At 64.6% G+C, this 20,128-nt stretch carries 20 protein-coding genes; 5 read left to right on the top strand and 15 right to left on the bottom strand.

The genetic code is table 11. The features are described from left to right. Window positions 1-22: 22 nt before the first annotated feature. The 12 genes from lnt to B015_RS33195 all read right to left on the bottom strand — a co-directional run bounded on the left by lnt (window position 23) and on the right by B015_RS33195 (window position 13,814). Entirely contained in the window at window positions 23-1,609 is a 1,587-nt protein-coding gene (gene lnt / locus B015_RS0103050; RefSeq protein ID WP_018426187.1) for an apolipoprotein N-acyltransferase, read from the bottom strand. Window positions 1,610-1,796: 187 nt separating this feature from the next. Next, window positions 1,797-2,867, bottom strand: a complete 1,071-nt coding sequence (locus B015_RS0103045; protein WP_018426186.1) for a hemolysin family protein — start codon at window positions 2,865-2,867, stop codon at window positions 1,797-1,799. Window positions 2,868-2,894: 27 nt separating this feature from the next. Beyond that, window positions 2,895-3,404, bottom strand: coding sequence for an rRNA maturation RNase YbeY (ybeY, locus tag B015_RS0103040; protein WP_018426185.1), 510 nt, complete (start codon window positions 3,402-3,404; stop codon window positions 2,895-2,897). 9 nt (window positions 3,405-3,413) lie between these two features. Next, on the bottom strand, window positions 3,414-4,451 hold the full coding sequence (locus B015_RS0103035) for a PhoH family protein (protein ID WP_040455949.1): 1,038 nt from the start codon (window positions 4,449-4,451) through the stop codon (window positions 3,414-3,416). 29 nt (window positions 4,452-4,480) lie between these two features. Beyond that, a complete protein-coding gene (gene miaB / locus B015_RS0103030) occupies window positions 4,481-5,875 on the bottom strand; it encodes a tRNA (N6-isopentenyl adenosine(37)-C2)-methylthiotransferase MiaB (protein ID WP_198292889.1) in 1,395 nt (464 codons plus the stop codon). Between the two features lie 72 nt (window positions 5,876-5,947). Then, window positions 5,948-6,748 (bottom strand): lysophospholipid acyltransferase family protein, encoded by an 801-nt coding sequence (locus B015_RS0103025; protein WP_018426182.1) that lies wholly within the window; start codon window positions 6,746-6,748, stop codon window positions 5,948-5,950. 121 nt (window positions 6,749-6,869) lie between these two features. Further along, window positions 6,870-7,355, bottom strand: coding sequence for an N-acetyltransferase (locus B015_RS0103020; protein ID WP_018426181.1), 486 nt, complete (start codon window positions 7,353-7,355; stop codon window positions 6,870-6,872). Continuing rightward, a complete protein-coding gene (gene tsaB, locus B015_RS0103015) occupies window positions 7,352-8,035 on the bottom strand; it encodes a tRNA (adenosine(37)-N6)-threonylcarbamoyltransferase complex dimerization subunit type 1 TsaB (protein WP_018426180.1) in 684 nt (227 codons plus the stop codon). Before tsaB ends, B015_RS0103020 begins: the two co-directional genes overlap by 4 nt. A gap of 282 nt (window positions 8,036-8,317) precedes the next feature. Further along, entirely contained in the window at window positions 8,318-10,489 is a 2,172-nt protein-coding gene (locus B015_RS0103005; RefSeq protein WP_018426178.1) for a malate synthase G, read from the bottom strand. Between the two features lie 150 nt (window positions 10,490-10,639). After that, complete coding sequence (locus tag B015_RS0103000; protein ID WP_018426177.1) at window positions 10,640-12,664, bottom strand: hydantoinase/oxoprolinase family protein; 2,025 nt, start codon at window positions 12,662-12,664, stop codon at window positions 10,640-10,642. A 147-nt stretch (window positions 12,665-12,811) separates the two neighbouring features. After that, window positions 12,812-13,474 carry a CDGSH iron-sulfur domain-containing protein gene (locus B015_RS0102995; RefSeq protein WP_245262113.1) on the bottom strand — a complete coding sequence of 221 codons (663 nt, stop codon included), beginning with the start codon at window positions 13,472-13,474 and terminating at the stop codon, window positions 12,812-12,814. A gap of 172 nt (window positions 13,475-13,646) precedes the next feature. Further along, complete coding sequence (locus B015_RS33195; protein ID WP_018426175.1) at window positions 13,647-13,814, bottom strand: hypothetical protein; 168 nt, start codon at window positions 13,812-13,814, stop codon at window positions 13,647-13,649. Window positions 13,815-14,023: 209 nt separating this feature from the next. On the opposite strand from B015_RS33195, the gene B015_RS30335 reads away from it, so the two are divergent. Together B015_RS30335 and B015_RS0102980 are read left to right on the top strand one after the other, a co-directional pair. Beyond that, a complete protein-coding gene (locus tag B015_RS30335; protein ID WP_018426174.1) occupies window positions 14,024-14,428 on the top strand; it encodes a hypothetical protein in 405 nt (134 codons plus the stop codon). Window positions 14,429-14,610: 182 nt separating this feature from the next. Next, a complete protein-coding gene (locus B015_RS0102980) occupies window positions 14,611-15,024 on the top strand; it encodes a hypothetical protein (RefSeq protein ID WP_026226823.1) in 414 nt (137 codons plus the stop codon). 232 nt (window positions 15,025-15,256) lie between these two features. Here B015_RS0102980 and lepA read toward each other — a convergent pair whose 3' ends face one another. The 3 genes from lepA to B015_RS30330 all read right to left on the bottom strand — a co-directional run bounded on the left by lepA (window position 15,257) and on the right by B015_RS30330 (window position 17,770). Then, complete coding sequence (gene lepA, locus B015_RS0102975) at window positions 15,257-17,065, bottom strand: translation elongation factor 4 (RefSeq protein ID WP_018426172.1); 1,809 nt, start codon at window positions 17,063-17,065, stop codon at window positions 15,257-15,259. A gap of 67 nt (window positions 17,066-17,132) precedes the next feature. Continuing rightward, a complete protein-coding gene (locus tag B015_RS0102970; protein WP_245262112.1) occupies window positions 17,133-17,471 on the bottom strand; it encodes a hypothetical protein in 339 nt (112 codons plus the stop codon). Beyond that, on the bottom strand, window positions 17,468-17,770 hold the full coding sequence (locus tag B015_RS30330) for a hypothetical protein (RefSeq protein WP_018426170.1): 303 nt from the start codon (window positions 17,768-17,770) through the stop codon (window positions 17,468-17,470). Before B015_RS30330 ends, B015_RS0102970 begins: the two co-directional genes overlap by 4 nt. Window positions 17,771-17,972: 202 nt before the next feature. On the opposite strand from B015_RS30330, the gene B015_RS0102960 reads away from it, so the two are divergent. From B015_RS0102960 to B015_RS0102950, 3 genes are all read left to right on the top strand, one after another. Then, window positions 17,973-18,569: a GNAT family N-acetyltransferase gene (locus B015_RS0102960; RefSeq protein WP_157632680.1), complete on the top strand. Its 597-nt coding sequence runs from the start codon at window positions 17,973-17,975 to the stop codon at window positions 18,567-18,569. Window positions 18,570-18,645: 76 nt separating this feature from the next. After that, window positions 18,646-19,377 (top strand): hypothetical protein, encoded by a 732-nt coding sequence (locus B015_RS0102955; protein ID WP_157632679.1) that lies wholly within the window; start codon window positions 18,646-18,648, stop codon window positions 19,375-19,377. 278 nt (window positions 19,378-19,655) lie between these two features. After that, entirely contained in the window at window positions 19,656-19,994 is a 339-nt protein-coding gene (locus B015_RS0102950) for a hypothetical protein (protein ID WP_018426167.1), read from the top strand. Window positions 19,995-20,128: the final 134 nt, after the last annotated feature.

Here is a 20,128-nt window from a genome sequence, read left to right as displayed (position 1 = left end):
TGAGTTTCTAACAACCGCAGTGTCAATTCGCCCTGAGCCTCTGTCTGAGCTTCAAGCCACTTGCCGCAACGGCAACAAAGAACATGATCAGGAAACCGTTAACGCGCGAAAGCGGCATCAAGGCGGCGGCGGAGTTGGCCACCGGAAGCGAGAAATCGATGGTGCCGCGAACATTCATCGCAAGTGCATCCACAACTCGCCCGCTTGGGTCGATTATGCCGGAAATTCCCGTGTTGGCCGCGCGCAGGACCGGCATTCCATTCTCGACCGCCCTGATCTGCGACTGCCGGAAATGCTGGTACGGTCCCGGCGTATCGCCAAACCACGCGTCGTTCGTGACATTTACCATAATCTGACTTGACGCTGCGTCAACTGCCACCATGCCGGGAAAAATGATTTCGTAGCAAATAAAGGCTGTGGCCTTGAGCCCGCCGGGCAAAGCCAGCGGATGGCGGTTGGCGCCGGCGGCAAAATTCATCGGCCCGGCGACGAGCTGGGTAAGCCCTACGCGTGCCATCAGGTCGGCGAAGGGGATGTATTCGCCGAACGGCACGAGATGCACCTTGTCGATGGCATCGACGATTTCGCCCTTGTCGTTGATGGAAACGACGGAGTTGTAATAGAGCGGATCGGAGCCGCTGCCGCCCTCCTCGCGCACCACACCCGCCATCAACATCTGGCCGTCATCGAGCACTTCGCCGAGGGCGACGAGCGCATCTGGCCTTTCGGTGAACAGGAATGGCACCGAGGTCTCGGGCCAGACGATCAGGTCCGGCTTCTTCGCGCCCGGCTTGGGCGTTTCCCGCGACAGTTCCAGCATGGTGGCGAAGATGCGGTCGCGGACGCGTCCATCCCACTTCTCGCTGAGGTCGATATTGGGTTGGACAACACGGACATTGATGGTCCTGTCCGCCGGCGGCGCTGGCCGCGACAGCCTGTAATAGCCGAAGCCCGCATGGGCGGCGACCAGGATCACTGCAAGCGCTGCGCCCAGCCTGAGGTTTCGCCGGTCGGCCAGAAGTGCCGGCACTGCAAAGACAAACACCGCCAGCACGTTCATACCCACGACGCCGACAACAGTGACGCTCTGCATGAACAGCGGCATCGGCATCATGGCGAAACCGATGGGGTTCCAGGGAAAGCCGGTGAACAGGAAGGTGCGCAACCATTCGGTCAGTCCGAAGGCCAGGGCGAGCGCGAAGATGCGGCCGATGCCGTCGCTCCACAACAGCCGGGCAAGGGCTGCGGCAAAGCCATAAAAGAACGACAGGATCAGCGGAATGCCGACGACGGCGAAAGGCAGCGCCCAGGCAAAACTGTCGGCCTCGACCAGCAGCGCCCCGCCGATCCACCAGAGCCCTGCGAGGAAATAGCCGAAACCGAACCACCAGCCGGTGGCGAAGGCCGGCTTCAATCTGCGCAGAAAGCCGGCAGGACGATCGGCAACAGCGCCATCGAGCAGCCAGACCAGGACAGGAAAGGAGACAAATCCGGCGGCGAAGAAATCATAGGGCGCCTGTGCCAGAACAGCGATGGCGCCGGCGACAAAAGCAAGCAGCGCCCGCTTCCATCCCCACAGCAGGATAATCCGCCCGGCAAGACGCTCCATCCGCTCCCCTCGCCCCAGAATCACGGATCGAAGGTGTAGCAGGGCCGCGCGGCGGCACCAAATGGCAGGCCAGAGCGCCGGTCATCCGACCGGCCGCTCAAAGGCCGCTCCGGATCATTCAAATTGCGCTTCGTGCTGGCAGATATCGGCCCGGAAATCCGGGCCGACGCGCGAGCGCAGGCCCGGCTCACGCCTGTTCAGCCTTGGCGCGACGGCGGCGCTCGCTCTTGAGGCTGTGGACGATGCGGACGCGCTTGACGCGGCGCGGGTCGGCATCGAGCACGTGGAACTCGAAACCGGGGATCGCCTGCACCACCTCGCCGCGCGACGGCACGCGGCCGAGCGCGTTGAAGATCAGGCCGCCAATGGTGTCGACATATTCGGCATGCTCGCCCGGCGAGAACTCCTCGCCGAGGACCTTGGCAACTTCCTCGATCTCGGCCTTGCCGTCGACGACATAAACGCCGTCTCCAGCCTGGGTGATCATCGGTTCGTCGTCGTCGTGCTCGTCCTCGATGTCGCCGACGACCATCTCGACGATGTCCTCGAGCGAAACCAGGCCGTCGGTACCGCCATATTCGTCGATGACCAGCGCCATCTGGGTGCGTGTCGCCTGCATGCGCTGCATCAGGTCGGATGCGAGCATCGACGGCGGCACGAACAGAACGGTGCGGATGAGGTTGAGTTCACCGATCGTGCGGTTGAGGTCGACTTGGGCAAGGTCGAGCGGTGCGTCGGCGGATTGCGCCTTGCGCGACCTGCCTTTCTTGACGCGAGCGCCACGGGTAATGTGGGCCAGTACGTCGCGGATATGGACCATGCCTCTGGGATCGTCGAGCGTCTCGACATAGACCGGCATGCGCGAATGTCCCGACTGCTCGACAAGGCCCAGCAGTTCGCCCAGCGTGGTGCCGAGCTCGATCGCCTCGATGTCGGCGCGTGGGACCATGACGTCCTCGACGCGGACTTCGCGCAACCTCAGGATGTTGTTGAGCATCGCCCTTTCGCCGGGCGAGAAGGAATCGGCGTCGCTGCCTGTCTCGGCCAGCGCATCGGCGATTTCCTCGCGGATGTTGCTGCCGTTGCTGCGCTGCCTGAAAAATCGGCTCAGCCGCTCGATGAAGGACGGCCGCTCGGCCTGGATGTCATGCGCCGCGGTCGACGCCGCGGTCGTACTAGGCTCGTCTTCGGCCTGGTCGGAGGCCTTGGCCGCAGGTCCCGGCTCGGGAGTGGCGGCAGTCTCTTGCTTCTCGTTCATCTTCTTCCGGTCGATTGTCCGTCCCTGTTACGCGTAGGGATCGGGAATGGCAAGCCTCGCGAGCGCCCGCCGCTCCAGCGCTTCCATCTCTTCCGCTTCGTCATCGGTCTCGTGATCATACCCCAAAAGATGCAGGAGTCCGTGGATAATGAGGTGGGTGATGTGGTTTTCGAGCGGCTTTTGCTCAAGCTCAGCCTCGCGCACGACTGTCTCGTAGGCAAGGACGATATCGCCCAGCATCGGCGGCAACGGATCGCCTGGCTCGACGGGAAACGCCGGGAACGACAGCACGTTTGTCGGCTTGTCCTTGTCGCGCCATTCGGCGTTGAGCTTCTGGATCGCCTCGTCATCGGTGAAGACGAGGCTGAGCTCGACACCTTCGCCGCCCTCGACCTCAGCCTCGGCAAATGCTGCCGGCACGGCCCGCTCGACCAGCGCGCGCAGCGCCGCCTCGTCGGCCCAGCCGCCAGCCTCGACCATCACGTCGATATCCAGATCGACGCCGGCCGCGACCGGCGTTTGCTTGTCCGGGGTCATGGCAGCCTGTCAGTCTTCGCTGGCAAGGCCGCGTGCCATCTTGCCGTCACGGTCGTAGGCCCTGACGATTTCGGCGACAAGCGGGTGGCGGACGACGTCGGTGTCGTTGAAGCGCACCGTCACGGCACCCGGAATTCCATCGAGAATGCGCAGCGCCTCGACCAGGCCCGACTTGGTGTTGGGCGGCAGGTCGATCTGAGTCGGGTCGCCGGTGATGATCATGCGCGAGTTCTCGCCGAGTCGCGTCAGGAACATCTTCATCTGCATTGAGGTGGTGTTCTGCGCCTCGTCCAGGATGACGGCCGAATGCGCCAGCGTGCGGCCGCGCATGAAGGCCAGCGGCGCGATCTCGATGACCTCTGCGGCGATGGCGCGCTCGACCTTGTCGGCCGGCATCATGTCGTAGAGCGCATCATAGAGCGGACGCAGGTAGGGATCGACCTTCTCCTTCATGTCGCCGGGCAGGAAGCCGAGGCGTTCGCCCGCTTCCACCGCCGGACGCGACAGGATGATGCGCTCGACCATGCCGCGTTCGAGCAGCATGGCGGCGTGCGCCACCGCCAGATAGGTCTTGCCGGTGCCGGCAGGGCCGATGCCGAAGACGAGCTCCGAACGCTCCAGCGCCCGCATATAGGCGTCCTGGTTGAGTGAGCGGGCATAGATGGTGCGCTTGCGCGTCGAGATCTGGGCAGCCGCCATCTTGCCCTTGCGCTCCAGCGTCGGCAGCGTCAGCTGGTCGTCGGGCGCGACCGCCATGCGGACGGCGCCGTCCACGTCGGATTGAGCCACTTCGCCGCCTTTCTGCAGGATGGCATAAAGATGGTCGAGCGCCCGGCGTGCCTGCTCGGCGGCCTGCGCGCTGCCCTTGATGGTAAGCTGGTTGCCGCGTGAGCGGATATCGACGCCGAGTTTCTGCTCGAGCCGCGCGAGATTTTCGTCGAACTGGCCGTACAGCGCACTGGCAAGCTTGTTGTTGTCGAAGGTCAGTACGATGTGCGCCATGTCAGACGCCCCGGAGGGCAGGTTCTTGAGTTCAGCAGCGCTCAACCGTCTCTCCTCATCTGCCGTGCGGCCGATCAGACCACCTCGGCGAACAGGCTGTTGGTGCCTGTCTTCGTGATTCGTACTTCGATAATGTCACCGATTTCGCCGGCCTTTTCATCAACAATCACAGGCTGGAGCCAAGGCGAACGTCCGACGACCTGACCGGGCTCGCGGCCGGGCTTCTCGATCAGCGTCGACATGGTCTTGCCGACCAGCCCGTCGGCAAAGGCGTGCTGCTGTTTTGTGATCAGCGCCTGCAGGCGCTGCAGCCGCTCGTCCTTCACCCTCTCCTCGACATGCCCGCCCATCTCGGCGCCCGGCGTACCGGGGCGCGGCGAATATTTGAACGTGTAGGCCGAGGCGTAGTTGGTGGCGCGAATGATATCCATCGTCGCCTCGAAATCGGCATCGGTCTCGCCGGGGAAGCCGACGATGAAGTCGCCCGACATGGCAATGTCGGGGCGCGCGGCACGGATGCGCTCGATGAGCTTGAGATAGTCCGATGCCGTGTGCTTGCGGTTCATGGCTTTCAGGATGCGGTCCGAGCCCGACTGCACCGGCAAGTGCAGATAGGGCATCAGCGCCTCGAGGTCGCGATGGGCAGCGATCAGCTCGTCGTCCATGTCACGCGGATGGCTGGTGGTGTAGCGCAGCCGCGCCAGGCCGGGGATTTCGGCCAGGCGATAGAGCAGCCGCCCAAGACCCCACTCTTTGCCGTCGGGGCCTTCACCATGCCAGGCGTTGACGTTCTGGCCAAGCAGCGTCACCTCGCGCACGCCGGCCTCAGCCAGGCGCTCGGCTTCGGTGACGACCTGGGCCACCGAGCGCGACACTTCCGAGCCTCTGGTATAGGGCACCACGCAGAAGGTGCAGAACTTGTCGCACCCTTCCTGTACGGTCAGGAAGGCGGTGACGCCGCGCTTGGCGACTTCAGCCTTCCGCGGCTGCGGCAGATGTTCGAATTTGTCCTCGAGCGCGTATTCGGTCTCGACCACCTTCTGGCCGCCGCGTGCCTTCTTCACCACCTCGGGCAGGCGATGGTAGGTCTGCGGGCCGACCACGAGATCGACCGCCGAGGCGCGGCGCAGGATCTCGCGGCCTTCCGCCTGGGCGACGCAACCAGTGACGCCGACGATCAGCTCGCGACCGTTCTCGGCCCTCTCGGCCTTCAGCTTGCCCAACCGCCCGAGCTGCGAATAGACCTTCTCGGCCGCCTTCTCCCTGATGTGGCAGGTGTTGAGCAAAACGAGGTCTGCATCCTCGATGGTCTCGGTCGCCGAATAACCGTCGGCTGCGAGCGCATCATTCATGCGCTGCGAGTCGTAGACATTCATCTGGCAGCCATAGGTCTTGATGAAGACCTTGCGGGCCGCGCCCGATCCGGCGGCAACAGCCTCATCAGAGGCTGCCGGCATGATTTCAAACATATCGTCGAGTTCCATGCCGCGCCTATTAACGCCTTTCTGCGGCAAAAAACAGAGCTTTGCCTATCTGGGCGCTCAGTGCGCCGGATGCGGCTCGGCGAGTGATTGCAGCATCATCTCGCGCACCCGTTCCTCCATTAGCCGCGTCGCCTCCTTGCGGCTCGACTTGGCCGAGAAATCGATCGGCTCGCCAAAGCGGATTTCGACGTCGAGTCCACCTTCGGCAAGCAGCTGGCCGACATGCGGCACCAGGTCCATGTCGCCGATCCAACTGGCGATCGGGCGATGCTGACGGCCCAGCGGCAGTCCGTGGATGCGGGTATAGGCAATCGACACCGGCTGGATGACGACATGCTCGGCCGCCCCTTCGGCAATCGCCATGGAGGCAGCGCCGAACAGCGTGCTCTTGAACGGCAAAAGCAGATTGCCGTCGCCGGTGCTGCCCTCGGCAAACAGCACCATGGCGTCGCCGGCAGCCAGCCTGCGGGCGATCTCGCTCGCCTGGTCACCCGACTTGCGCTTGCGCTCGCGCTCGATGAACACGGTGCGCTGCAGCCGCGACAGGAAGCCGAAGATCGGCCAGCCATTCAGCTCCGACTTGGCAATGAAGGTCACGTCGAAGCGCGACCCGAGCGCCATGATGTCGGTCCAGGAGATATGGTTGGCAGCAATCATCAACGGCCGGGTCTTCACCATCTCGCCGACGACGCGGACGCGCATGCCAAGCGCCCACAACATGGCGCGATGCCAGATCTTGAGGATTACGGTTTCGGGCCACAGGCCTGTTTTCATCGAGATGAGCTGCAGCGGCACAAGCACCAGCGAGGCAGCGACCATCCATGCGAGCGCCAACCCTGTGCGGATCTTTCCGATCATGTAGCGCTCGATACCTTCAATCGGAGCACTTTTCTCGAAAGCGCTCTATCTCATTGTTTTGTCGCAGGTCTCACGAAAACCGCTTCACGGCCTCCTGGAAATGCTCCAGCAGGGCTTCTGGCTAACGAAGATCGAGCCGCATGACAAGCGCACCGGTAGCGCCCTGCGCCGACTGATAGTAGTTCGGGCGCTTGCCGACCTCATGGAAGCCGAACTTGCGGTAGAGACCGATCGCCGGCGCGTTGGTCTCGTCGACCTCGAGGAAAAGCGCCTCGGCGCGCTGGCCATGCAACTCGCGCAGCACCGCATCCATCAGGCGCCAGCCGAGCCCATGCCGGCGGTGGCTGCGCGACACGGCGATGGTCAATATCTCCGCCTCGCCCGCCGCCAGCCGCGCCAGCACGAAGCCGGCGGGTGCGGCAGCGCCTTGGCCTACTTCACGCACGGCAAAGCCGAACACCGTGTCCTGTTCGAGCAGCGACGAAAATTCCTCCGCCGACCAGGGGCGCACGAAGTCCTCATGGTGCAGCGGCGCGATGGCCGTGCTGTCGCCAATGGTCAGGAGTTCAAGCGCGTAATCCCGCTTCGGCCAGAAAGGCAGTCTCATTTGGCTTCCCTCGGCAGCACGAAACCGGCCTGCGGCTTGGCATCGGGCGCTCTCAGATAGACAGGCTTCGGCCTTTCACCAAGCGCCTTGCCAGCAGCAAGGCGCGCATAGGTTCCGATGTCGGCCGTCGCCAGCATCGGCCCGAACTGGAAAACCTTGTCGACGACAACGGCATCGGCAACCATCCGCGCCGCCGTACCGGCAAGCGCCACCGCACCAGAAGCGGCAATTGTCGCTGCTTCTTCAAGCGACAACACCGCAGGCTCGCGCAGCACCGCTCCGCTTTCGTCGTAGAGAGCAGCGTGAATTTCCGCGCGACCAGCATCGAGCGCGGCAAATACCGGGCGCTCGCCCAGAGCATCGCGCGTCTCCTGGGCCAGGGCCTCCAGCGTGGTGACGCCAACGGCCGGGATTTTCAGCGCCAGCGAAAAGCCACGAGCGGCGGAGACGCCGACGCGCACGCCGGTGAAGGAGCCCGGACCGGTGGAGACGGCAATCCGTCCGAGATCGGCATAACTTTTGCCAGCCTGCGCCAACGCCTCATCGATCACGGCCATCAAATGTTCGGCATGGCCCTTGCCGAGATCGCGCACGGAACGGCCGAGTTCTATGCTCGCACCGGCGTCATAGACAGTTGCGGCACAGAGGCTTGCGGCACAGTCGATGGCGAGCAGGATCATGATGCCCGGTACCTTGCGGAAATGGCGAGCTCTTTCGCACCCCCCTCTGGCCTGCCGGCCATCTCCCCCACAAGGGGGGAGATCGGCAGGTGCCGCCTACCGCCCGCTCTGTAAAGTCCTAAGAGGTCCCCTTTGCCTCGCGGTTGATTAGCTGAGGCGTGCATGAAGGCCTGATCTCCCCCCTTGTGGGGGAGATGGCCGGCAGGCCAGAGGGGGGCGGCGTAAAGCGCAGTCATAATCATCAGGCTGTCAAAATCTCACCGGGCATCATACCCGAGAAATCTAAACTCTTTCCTTGGCCTTGAGCTCGAGCCTGCGCTTGTGGAGCACCGGTTCGGTGTAGCCATTGGGCTGGGCGCGGCCTTCAAAGACGAGATCGCAGGCGGCGCGGAAGGCGGTCGACTGGTCGAACTCGGGCGCCATCGGTCGGTAGAGCGGATCGCCGACATTCTGGCGGTCGACGATGGCTGCCATGCGCTGCAGCGAGTCCATCACCTGGATGTGCGAGCAGACGTCATGACGCAGCCAGTTGGCGATGTGCTGGGAGGAAATGCGCAAGGTGGCGCGGTCTTCCATCAGCCCGACGTCGTTGATGTCTGGAACCTTCGAGCAGCCGACGCCCTGGTCGATCCAGCGCACGACATAGCCGAGAATGCCTTGCGCGTTGTTGTCGAGCTCGCGCTGGATCTCATCGGGTGTCCAGTTGGGACGGACGACAACAGGCACCGACAGAATGTCGTCGAGACGCGCCTTGGGCCGGCTCTTCAGCTCGGCCTGCACTTGGTGCACGTCGACCTTGTGGTAGTGGGTGGCATGCAGCGTCGCTGCCGTCGGCGACGGCACCCAGGCTGTGTTGGCGCCGGCCTTCGGATGAGCGATCTTCTGCTCCAGCATCGCTGCCATCAGATCGGGCATCGCCCACATGCCCTTGCCGATCTGGGCATGGCCCGACAGGCCGCATTCGAGCCCGGTGTCGACATTCCAGGCCTCATAGGCATTGATCCACGGCGCCTGCTTCATGTCGCCCTTGCGCACCATCGGGCCGGCTTCCATCGAGGTGTGGATCTCGTCGCCGGTGCGGTCGAGGAAGCCGGTGTTGATGAACACCACGCGTTCCTTGGCGGCACGGATGCACTCCCTAAGGTTGACGGTGGTGCGCCGCTCCTCGTCCATGATGCCCATCTTGATAGTCTTTCTGGGCATGCCGACCAGGCGTTCGACGCGGTCGAAGATCTCGACGGCAAAGGCCACTTCCTCGGGGCCATGCATCTTCGGCTTGACGACATACATCGAACCGGCACGGCTGTTCATGCGGCGGCCATGGGCGCCGACGTCGTGCAGGGCGATCAAAGCGGTAACAGCCGCATCCATGATGCCCTCCGGCACCTCGTGGCCGTCGCGGTCGTGGATCGCAGGATTGGTCATCAGGTGGCCGACATTGCGCACCAGCATCAAGGAGCGGCCGGGCAGCGAGACAGTCCTGCCATCGGCGCCGGTGTACTCACGGTCGGCATTGAGCTTGCGGGTAACCGGCTTGCCGCCCTTGTCGAAGGTTTCGGACAGATCACCCTTCATCAGGCCAAGCCAGTTGCGGTAGACGGCAACCTTGTCTTCGGCGTCCACCGCCGCAACCGAATCCTCGCAGTCCTGGATGGTGGTCAGCGCAGATTCCAGGATCATGTCGGAGATGCCGGCCGGATCGGACTTGCCGATCGCACTCTCCCTGTCGACCACGACCTCGACATGCAGGCCATTCTTCACCAGCAGCACCGCGTCGGGATTCTTTGCCTCGCCACGATAGCCGGCGAACTGTTTTGCGTCGCGCAGCGCAACCGCGCCTGAAGCGCTCGCAAGCTTCAGCTGCCCGCCCTCGACCGCAAGCCCTGTCACGTCCGACCAGCTGCCCTGTGTCAGCGGCGCGGACGCGTCCAGAAACGCCTTGGCCCAGGCGATGACCTTCTGACCGCGCCTGGGATTGTAGCCCCTGGTCTTCTCGGCACCATCGCTGTCGGGGATCGCATCGGTGCCGTAGAGCGCATCATAGAGCGAACCCCAGCGGGCGTTCGCAGCGTTCAGCGCGTAACGCGCATTCATCACAGGCACCACCAGCTGCGGGCCGGCAACCGTGGCGATCTCGGGGTCGACATTCTCGGTGGTCACCGCAAAGGCCGGACCTTCCGGGATCAGATAGCCGATGTCGGACAAAAACGCCTTGTAGGCGGCCATGTCGTGCGGGGCGCCGTGCTTGCGGTACCAGGCGTCGAGCTTCAGCTGGAAGTCGTCGCGCTTCTCAAGCAAAGCCCGGTTCTTCGGCCCGAGATCATGCACGATGTCGGCAAAACCCGACCAGAACGCATCCGCATCCACACCCGTCCCAGGCAGAGCCTCGGCAACGACAAAGTCGTGCAATTCCCGAGAAATCGAAAGGCCGTGAAGGTCGACGGTGTCGGTCATGACATGCGCTCCAGAATGTCCGGCGCCGCAGGGGCGTTCAAAACAAGGTTTTCGGGCGTTTGGCACGCAAAGCGTGCAGGGTCAATTCGTCCATTGTTGCAGGCGGCATTTCGCGTGCCGCCCATCGCCCGCAACGAAACGATTCAGCCGTCAAACGGCGATGCGGGGCCGGCCGCTGGCGGTCGCAACCACATGCGCCTCAATGAACATACGCTGGCTCTCGACCGTCGACGCCTTGATGTCGACAGCGACATCAATCTCGGCGGCATCGGTACCGGCGTCGCGCGCCTTGGTCGCCACGATCGCGCGCGCTTCAGCCTCGGCCAACGCCATTGCCGCAGCCTCGTCGGTGAAGTCGCGCAGGAGTTCGCCGACCGCGACGCGGAACAGGCCTTCCTTAGGCTGGCTGACGCGCGCCTCGGCCGTGACCCTGACCTGGCCGACCACCGCGCCTAGCGCATTGGCGACATCGGTATCCTCTGGAACCACGCATTCGTTGCCGACGAGCGGCGGCAGGCCGGCATAATGCAGCGGCGCCGAAGCACCCAGCCCGATCACCGGCCGGTCCAGCGCAACCGTGAAGCGGGCGATGCCGGGATGCGCGTCGACCGCGCGCTGCACCAGCGCGTGCGCGACGGTAGCGGCACCGTCGAGCCCGTCCTCGGCAAAGGCTGTTTCGAGGATTACTTCGGCCGAAAGGCGGGTGAGCGCCACAAGCACGCGCTCGGCCAAGATTTCCGGCGTCGCAGCGATCGGCTGGCCACGGCCGTCGCGCTTGCGGGCGAACAGCTCCGCACCCAGCCGTGCTGATATCTCGTCCCAATTGGCCTGGCGGCCCATAACATGCGCCGCATCCGACGGAGTGAAGCCTGCGACATGGACCAGCCCGCGCGACACCAGACGGTTGAGCGTGGCGTTCTGGGCGTTCGAGGTGAGCAGGCGGTCGATGGGCAGCGGGGTGGCGCCGATCTGGTCGTAGAGCTTGGCTTCTGGCGCGGTCAGCCCTGCCGCGAGCTGTTCCGGCACGCCGGTGCGCACGGCGAAGCGGCCGTCCATGCGACCGGGATTGGGGGCGCGCAGCTGCCGCTCCAGTTCGCCCGTAACTGCCTCGCCATGGATCATGCCGGCAAGCGCCAGCGGCACGACGCGGCGCGGCCCGAGCTTGATACGGGGTGTCAGCCCGCCTTCTTCCAGCGAAACCTCGGAGTCGCCGCCAAGACCGAAAGTGCGCATGGCGACAGCCTCGACCATGGTGCGGAAGCCGCCTACGGTAGCGCCCTCGGGGTCAAGTCGCGGACGACCATGATCGAGCACGGCGACGTCTGTCGTGGTCCCGCCGATGTCGGAGACAACGGCGTTGTCGAGGCCGGTCATGTAGCGCGCGCCGACGAGGCTGGCGGCGGGGCCGGAGAGAATGGTCTCGATCGGACGCTGGCGAGCGAACCCGGCCGACACCAGCGCGCCGTCGCCACGCACCACCATCAGCGGCGCATTGATTTTCCGAGCCTCCAGAAAGCCTTCGGTCGCAGCGACCAGGCGGTCGATCATTGAGATCAGGCGCGCGTTGAGCAACGTCGTCAGCGCCCGGCGCGGGCCGCCGAGCTTGGCCGAGAGTTCGTGACTGGTGGTGACGGGCAGGCCCGTGCGCTCGCGGATAAGGTCCCGCGCAGCGATCTCGTGGGCGGGGTTGCGGGTGGCGAAATAGGCGCAGACGGCAAAGCCCGAGACTGATTTTTCCAGCTCCGGCAGCGCGGCTTCGAGCGGTGCCAGGTCGAGGGGGCGAGCATTGCCGTGGACGTCGTGGCCGCCTTCGCACAGCACCAGCGGGTCGGTCCCGAGTGCTGTCTTGAGGCCGTCGCGGCCAAGGTCGGCCTCGGAGAACCCGATCATGACCAGCGCCACGCGCCCTCCCTGGCCTTCGACCAGCGCGTTGGTGGCGAGCGTGGTGGACATTGACACCAGCTTGATGGCGGCGGGGTCGACACGGGCCTTCTCCAGCACCGCATCGACCGCGCCCGAGATGCCCTCGGCCAGGTCGTGGCGGGTGGTGAGCGACTTGGCCTTGGCTATGACGGTACCCGAACCCCTGGGTTCCTCACTCCAGAGCACCGCATCGGTATAGGTGCCGCCGGTGTCTATGCCGAGGAAAAGCGGGGCGTGGTGGCTGGCGTGCATGCGCGGAAGTTCCAGAGTTCAAAAGCTCCGTTCCGCTTAGCCGATATCCCCGGGAAAGGAAAATTGGCCAGACAGACCATTCGACCGGCTCAGAAGCGACGGCCTGTCGTGCGGCTCCTTTTCCGAGGTCGGTGCCGCGTCTGCCCGTCATGCGACGAAGCCGATCTTCTTGTGCGAACCGTCGCAATACGGCTTGGTGGCCGAGTTGCCGCAGCGGCAGAGCCAGACTTTTGTCGCGCGGTCGACCGTGTGGCCTGTGCCGGTGACGATCTCGACATTGCCTTCCAGCTTGAGGTTGCCATTGGGCTGCGGCGTCAGCACCAGCGGGCCGTCACGAGCGGCGAGCGGCTGGCTCTCCTTCAGCGCCGGCTCGCCGGTCGCGGCAAAGCCGATCTTGCTGTGGCTGCCATCGCAGAACGGCTTGTTCTGGGATGCTCCGCAGCGGCACAAGGTTGCGCGGTGGAAGGTCTCGCCATTGAAGACGATCTCGGCATGCACGGCGAGCGGGCCGTTCTCGCGGATGCGCACGGTGTTGACGACGGGCGGCGCCTCCTGCGGGCCGCCATCCTTGCGACGATAGGTGATGGCGCCCGACGGACAGCTTTCGGCGATGGCGACGATCTGCTCGGCCAAAGCCGCATCGGGGTGGATCCACTCGCCCGGCGCATTCGGCTCGAACACGTGCGGATTGCCAAGCACACAATTGCGCGAATGGATGCAGCGGCGGCCGGAAAAGCCGACATCGATCTTCTCGCCTTCGACCACGCCCTTGGACATCTTTTCGTCGCGGCCTCCATGATCCCCTGACACAGCTTATTCCTCGGGTTGGCGCTGGCAAGAGGCCGCCTCCCGCGCTGCGCATTGGGCCAGGATACGGTCGCGCTCGGCGGCGGCCGGTGGAATGGCAAGGCCAACCGCTGGGGTCGCGATCCTTCGCGGCCCAACAAAGAAAATCCGGAACGTGGGAAGAAAACAGTCCCCGTCAGTGCTGGGAAATCTGCTCGTCCTGCTCGACGGTGAGCGGCTTGACCCCTGATGGCAGCGGCTCGACCACGGGCTGGGGCGCTGTGACGGGTGCTGGCGGCACCGGGACGCGGGCAGCGCAGGCGGAGAGGGTTGCCAGGGCAAGGAGGACGGCCAGGGATTTCATGGAACGGGCGTTAGGAGGAAGGTGTGGCGGTATCGCGGCGGCAGATGAACCCGCCGAAGAAGCGAGGTCAAGCCACCCTGACAGCTCCTGACAGAAGGTTGTCAGGAGGCATCGACTATTCTTCCTAGAACCGGAGGAGGATGACATGAGTGGCTTTGATGATTTCGACTTTGTGATCGGCGACCAACGAGCGCCTGCGCGAGCGGCTGGTGGGCTCAAGCGAGTGGGAAACCTTTTCCGCCTTTTCGCATGTCGAAAAGGTGATGCAGGCGCCTGACGGGACTTTTGGCGGCCACATCGACCAGATGGCGGTGCCCGAGCGCGGCTTCACCGGCATGACGCTCAGGCTCTACAACCCCGAGACCGCCCTGTGGTCGATCTACTGGAGCGACACCCGCAGCCACCGGCTGTTCCCCGCGATGGTCGGCAAATTCGAAAACGGCCGCGGCGCTTTTTTTGGCGACGATGTCGAGGGTGGTGTGCCGGTGCTGGTTCGGTTTCTCTGGCTGCCCGGCACAAGCCCGCGCTGGGAGCAGGCGATGTCGGCCGATGGCGGCGAAACCTGGGAGGTGAATTGGCTGATGCGGTTTGAGAAAGCCCCTTCAAACGTCTAAGGTCGCGTTCCACGTCATGACGGACAGGGCGCTTCCTGATTTCTTAACACCGACTTTGTGACGCTTGCTACAGCTCTCCCCGCCCTCATGGACAAACCCCGGCCCGTCCGTTCTACCAAGCCGCTGCTGGCGCGTACTGCATGAGTCGGGCGCGGGCGGCGTTTCAATCCTTGGGGAAGAACATGCGCATTCGGTCGATGATGATGGGCGCCGCCGCACTGGTCGCAGTTGGAGCGTTTGCGCAGCATGCGCAGGCCGACGGGTTCGAAAACATCGTGCTGTCGGCAAGCGAGGACGCCGAAGAAACACAAGCGGCATTTGCGCCTGACACGGCCAAGATTTTCCTCTCCGCCGACCTGACCGACGCCGTGGCCTCAGGGTCGAAGGTGACCGTGAGTTGGGTCTCGGTGAATTCGGGCGGCGTCGCGCCCGCGAACTACAAGATCGATGAAGCCAGCTTTGAAATCGGTATGATCGACAACCATGTCGATGCCTCGATCACCAAGCCCGACGCCGGCTGGCCTATCGGCACCTATCAGGCGCAGATCGCCGTCGATGGAACAGTGAAGGAAACGGTGGATTTTGCCGTGAAGTGATAGGGTAGGGTGGCGCCAGGAGTCCCCGTCACCCGGCCGCTGCGCGGCCACCCTCTCCCCGTGGGGGAGAGGAGGATTGAGGCGTTTGCGCCGCCCTCATCCGGCCCGTTGGGCCACCGCCCTCCGCTATGGCTCCTGGCGTTCGTCGCTCCAGTCGACAAATCGTTGTCGACTGGTCGGCCTTGGCCGAACGCTCCTCACCCCCGCAGGCAGGGAGAAGGAAGAGAAGGCGTCAGTTGTCGCCCATCTTGAGCGCCTGGATGAAGGCTTCCTGAGGGATGTCGACCTTGCCGAACTGGCGCATGCGCTTCTTGCCCTCTTTCTGCTTCTCGAGCAGCTTGCGCTTGCGGGTGACGTCGCCGCCGTAGCACTTGGCGGTGACGTCCTTGCGCAGCGCCGAGATGGTCTCGCGGGCAATGACCTTGCCGCCGATGGCGGCCTGGACCGGGATCTTGAACATGTGCTGCGGGATCAGCTCCTTCAGCTTCTCGACCATGACGCGGCCGCGCTTTTCGGCCGCCGTGCGGTGGACGAGCATCGAGAGCGCGTCGACCGGCTCCTCGTTGACCAGGATCGACATCTTGACGAGGTCGCCCTCGCGGTAGTCGGTGAGGTGGTAGTCGAAGGAGGCGTAGCCCTTGGAGATCGACTTCAGGCGGTCGTAGAAGTCGAACACGACCTCGTTGAGCGGCAGGTCGTAGACCAGCATGGCGCGCTTGCCGACATAGGAGAGGTCGGCCTGGATGCCACGGCGCTCCTGGCAGAGCTTGAGGATCGAGCCGAGATAGTCGTCGGGCGTGAGGATGGTGGCGCGGATCCAAGGCTCCTCGATCGAGGCGATCTTGACCACGTCGGGCATGTCGGCGGGGTTGTGCAGTTCCTTGGTCGAACCGTCGTTGAGGTTCATGCGGTAGACGACCGAGGGCGCGGTGGCGATGAGGTCGAGATTGAACTCGCGCTCCAGACGCTCCTGGATGATCTCTAGGTGAAGCAGGCCGAGGAAGCCGCAGCGGAAGCCGAAGCCGAGTGCGGCCGAGGTTTCCATTTCGAACGAGAAGGACGCGTCGTTGAGGCGCAGCTTGCCCATTGCGGCGCGCAGGTCCTCGAAGTCGGCGGCGTCGACGGGGAACAGGCCGCAGAACACCACCGGCTGAGCCGGCTTGAAGCCCGGCAGTGCCTGGGCGGTGGGGCGCTTGTCCTCGGTGATGGTGTCGCCCACGCGAGTGTCAGCCACTTCCTTGATCGAGCCGGTGAAGAAGCCGAACTCGCCAGGCCCAAGCTCGTCGACCTGGACCATCTTGGGCGTGAAGACGCCGGTGCGCTCGACCAGATATTTGGCGTTGGTCTCCATCATGCGGATGGTCTGGCCCTTCTTGAGCTTGCCATCGATGACACGGACCAGGACGATGACGCCGAGATAGGTGTCGTACCAGCTGTCGACCAGCATAGCCTTGAGCGGGGCGTCGATGTCACCCTCGCGCGGCGGCGGCAGCTGGGTAACGATCGCCTCGAGCACGTCGGGGATGCCGAGGCCGGTCTTGGCCGAGATGTAGACAGCCTGTGAGGCGTCGATACCTATGACTTCCTCGACCTGCTCCTTGATGCGCTCGGGCTCGGCGGCGGGCAGGTCGATCTTGTTGAGGACGACGACGATCTCATGGTTGTTGTCGATGGCCTGGTAGACATTGGCGAGCGTCTGGGCCTCGACGCCCTGCGAAGCGTCGACGACGAGCAGCGAACCCTCGCAGGCCGACAGCGAACGCGACACTTCATAGGCGAAGTCGACGTGGCCGGGCGTGTCGATCAGGTTGAGGACATAGTCCTCGCCGTTCTTGGCCTTGTAGTTGAGGCGGACGGTCTGGGCCTTGATGGTGATGCCGCGCTCACGCTCGATGTCCATGTTGTCGAGGACCTGTTCGGTCATCTCGCGCGCCTCCAGTCCGCCGGTGGACTGGATCAGGCGGTCGGCAAGTGTCGACTTGCCGTGATCGATATGGGCAACGATGGAGAAATTGCGGATGTGGTCGAGCGGTGTGGTCATGCGCCGCGCTTTAGCAGGGGCGGCAAGGGTTAACAAGCAGGGCGGTGCGGGTTTGCAAGGGCAAGGCTCACGCCCGGCCGGCGACCTGCATGGTGCCGAGGTCGCGCGCGCGGCGGCGGGCGGCCGCGCCGAAGAGGGCCGAGCACAGCAGGTCGACATCGGCGCCATCCTGCGGGCACCAGCCGCAACCGCAGGCATAGGGGCCGGAATGGGCGTCGGCCGCCTCGCGGTAGACGGCCCCTACGGCGCGCGCGGCAAGGCGCAGCACCACCATCGGCGGCAGGCCGGACTTGCGCATGGCATCCGAAAAGCCGTTCATGACGGCGGTGCGCAGGATGGCCTCGGCCTCGTCGGCGCGGCGATCGTGGTCGTCGAGATGGGCCATTGGTGTCTCCTGGCGGGTCATGGGTTGGTGGCCTCGTGGGCGGCGGTTCGCAGGGCGGCACGGGCGGCGTCGAGCTGGCGCATCGCCTCGAACAGCGCCTCTCGGTCGCTGCGGTGGAGGTCGAGCAGGGCCATGAAGGCCGAGCCGTCGCCGATCTCGGGCCGGGGTGCGGTGTTGAGCCGCTCCAGGCTGTCGGACGCGGCGGCGCGGGCCGAATTCACGCGCGCCTGCAAGGTTTCAACCCGGGCGAACAGCTTGATGTAGCCGGAGAGGCCAACCTCAGTCGGCGCCGCCGCGCGGGCGGGAGGGAAATGCATCATCTCTGCCTCCTTGTGTTGTTCGAGCGGCAGGTGCTGTCGCGCCCCGCCGTTTCATCGCTGCAGCACGACTACAAAACATGACTATAAATATCAAGTTTAAAATCGAGACTGCGGAGCGCGATGGCGGGCAAGGTTGACGCAGGCGGCATCGCGCGCTCCAATGCAGCTTGCGGTCGTTGCGACCGCTGCGAGGGAGGATGCCATGGCCGAGGAAGCCCTGCCCAGCGACGAGGGGCTGACAGCCCATGCGCGCCCCGCCACCAAGGACGACGCGGCGGTGCTGGCGCGACTGGTCAACATGGCCGGCGACGGGCTGCCGCTCTACCTGTGGACCAAGATGGCCGAAGGCGGCGACCCGTGGGAGGTCGGCCGGCAGCGGGCGTTGCGCGAGACCGGCAGTTTTTCCTACCGCAACTCGGTCGTGCTGGAGCACGGCAAGGTGCTGGCCTGCCTGATCGGCTATCCGATCGTGGCGTCCGTGCCCGATCCCGACACACCCGCCATGTTCGTGCCGATGAACGAGCTCGAGGCGATGGCGGTGGGCAGCTGGTACGTCAATGTCGTCGCCACGATGCCGGAAGCGCGCAAGCAGGGTTTTGGGTCGCGGCTGCTCGCCATGGCCGATGAGATCGCCGAGGCGACCGGCTGCCAGGGCACCAGCCTGATCGTCTCCGACGCCAACACCCGGGCGCGGCGGCTCTATGACAACGGCGGCTATCGCGAGATCGCAAGGCGGCCAATGGTGAAGGACGGCTGGGACAATCCGGGCCAGGAATGGGTTTTGATGGTCAAGCCGTAGCCGGTTCGGCCGACGCCTCAGGACGAAATTGCCGCATGCCCGCTGCCCCATGACATCATTCTGCGACGACACCGACATGGTCTATGACGCGTCGCGCCGGGGCTTTATTCCCGGCGAGGCGCTGACGTTCGACGATGCCTATCGCCTTGCCCATCTGCCGCTGGTAGCCCCCGGCCACGCCGAGATCATCGTAGGCAAAGACGAGACGGACTACCGCAACGGGCGCTACGAGGCGCCGAGATATTCGCTGGTCGTGCCCGTAGATGCGAGTGGGCTCTCCGCATCCGAGGCGTTTCGAGCATTCGAGGCGGAGCTTCGCTCGTTTTCGTTCAGCGACAAGATTGCGTGGGAGCTTGGCCGCAAGCGGACATCGAAGCTGCATGCGACCATCGTCGGCGGCCTGAGCAAAGCGGACGTCGAGCGTTGTGCGCAGGCCGCTGCCGGGGCGCTTGCCTCGCTGGGCCCTCTGTCAATCCGGCTCGCCGGGCCGTTTCTCGGCCGCATCAATACCGGCCGCATCTACCTGCCGGTCTACCCTTGTCGTCACAACGGCGAGGATGTGCTCGGGCTTGTGCAAAGCGCGTGCGGCGCGCGGCAGACGCGCTTCTACGTGGTCGGCATCTACCATTTCACCGCTGCATTGACAGTTGCCGAGACGGCCGACCTAGCCGCGCTGGCGGAGGGGTGGCGCCGGCAGACGCTGGCGGAATTGCCGGTGACGTCGCTGGCGGTGCTGGCGACCAACGACGACCTCGCTCTGTCGGCGCGGGTCGTTGCGACGATCCCGGCGGGCGGGCAGCTGATTTGATTTCGCAGGCGTTGTCGCGGGCCGCCCAGCGCGATCAGGCGGGCGACAAGGAGCTGGCGCATGGAGCGCCAGCTCCGGGGCCGTCGTGCCATTCATCGATGCCGTAACATTGCAGAAGGGCAAGACGGTCCAGATCTGGAATGAGCCGCAGCAACCCAGCGGTCAGAAGCCCAAAATGGCCGCCATGCCGCGATAGCGTTGGAGCGGGTCGCTGGCGTGCTTGACGCCGGGGCGGCATTCGGAGCAAATCGCGGGCACTCGTGGGAGCTTGCCTGAAAATGTCCGTTGTCGGCCTTTCGCTGCTTGGTTTTTCGACCGTCATATTCCTGATTGCCGCGATGGTGGCCAAGACCTGGGGCATCGAGCCAACCATCGGCAAGCTGGTGGTGACGCTGATCCTCTATTCGCTGGGCAATCTGATCATGCTGCGACTGGTGCGCGAGTTCGGCATGTCGGTGTCGTTCTCGCTGTCGGCGGTGATCCAGCTGATTGCCGTCAACCTCGTCGCCATCCTCTATTTCGGCGAGAGGCTGACCGGCATCCAGGGCGTGGGCGTGGGCTTTGCGGTGATCGCGGTGGCGCTGATCACGCTCGGGCCGGCACTGGCCGGGAAATAGGGCGTAGCTGGCAATTACCGCTCTTCCCGAGCTTGTAAGATCGGACACAGGTGCAAATCCTGCACCGATCCTGGTCCGTCGCCGTCTCAGCATGGATTCCCGACACTCTCCGCTCGTTTCACTGGCTCACGGGC

The sequence above is a fragment of the Hoeflea sp. 108 genome (assembly GCF_000372965.1).
Lineage (GTDB): Bacteria > Pseudomonadota > Alphaproteobacteria > Rhizobiales > Rhizobiaceae > Aminobacter.
The sequence above is the reverse complement of the archived record's forward strand: the minus strand, read 5'-3'. Positions and strand labels throughout refer to the sequence as shown.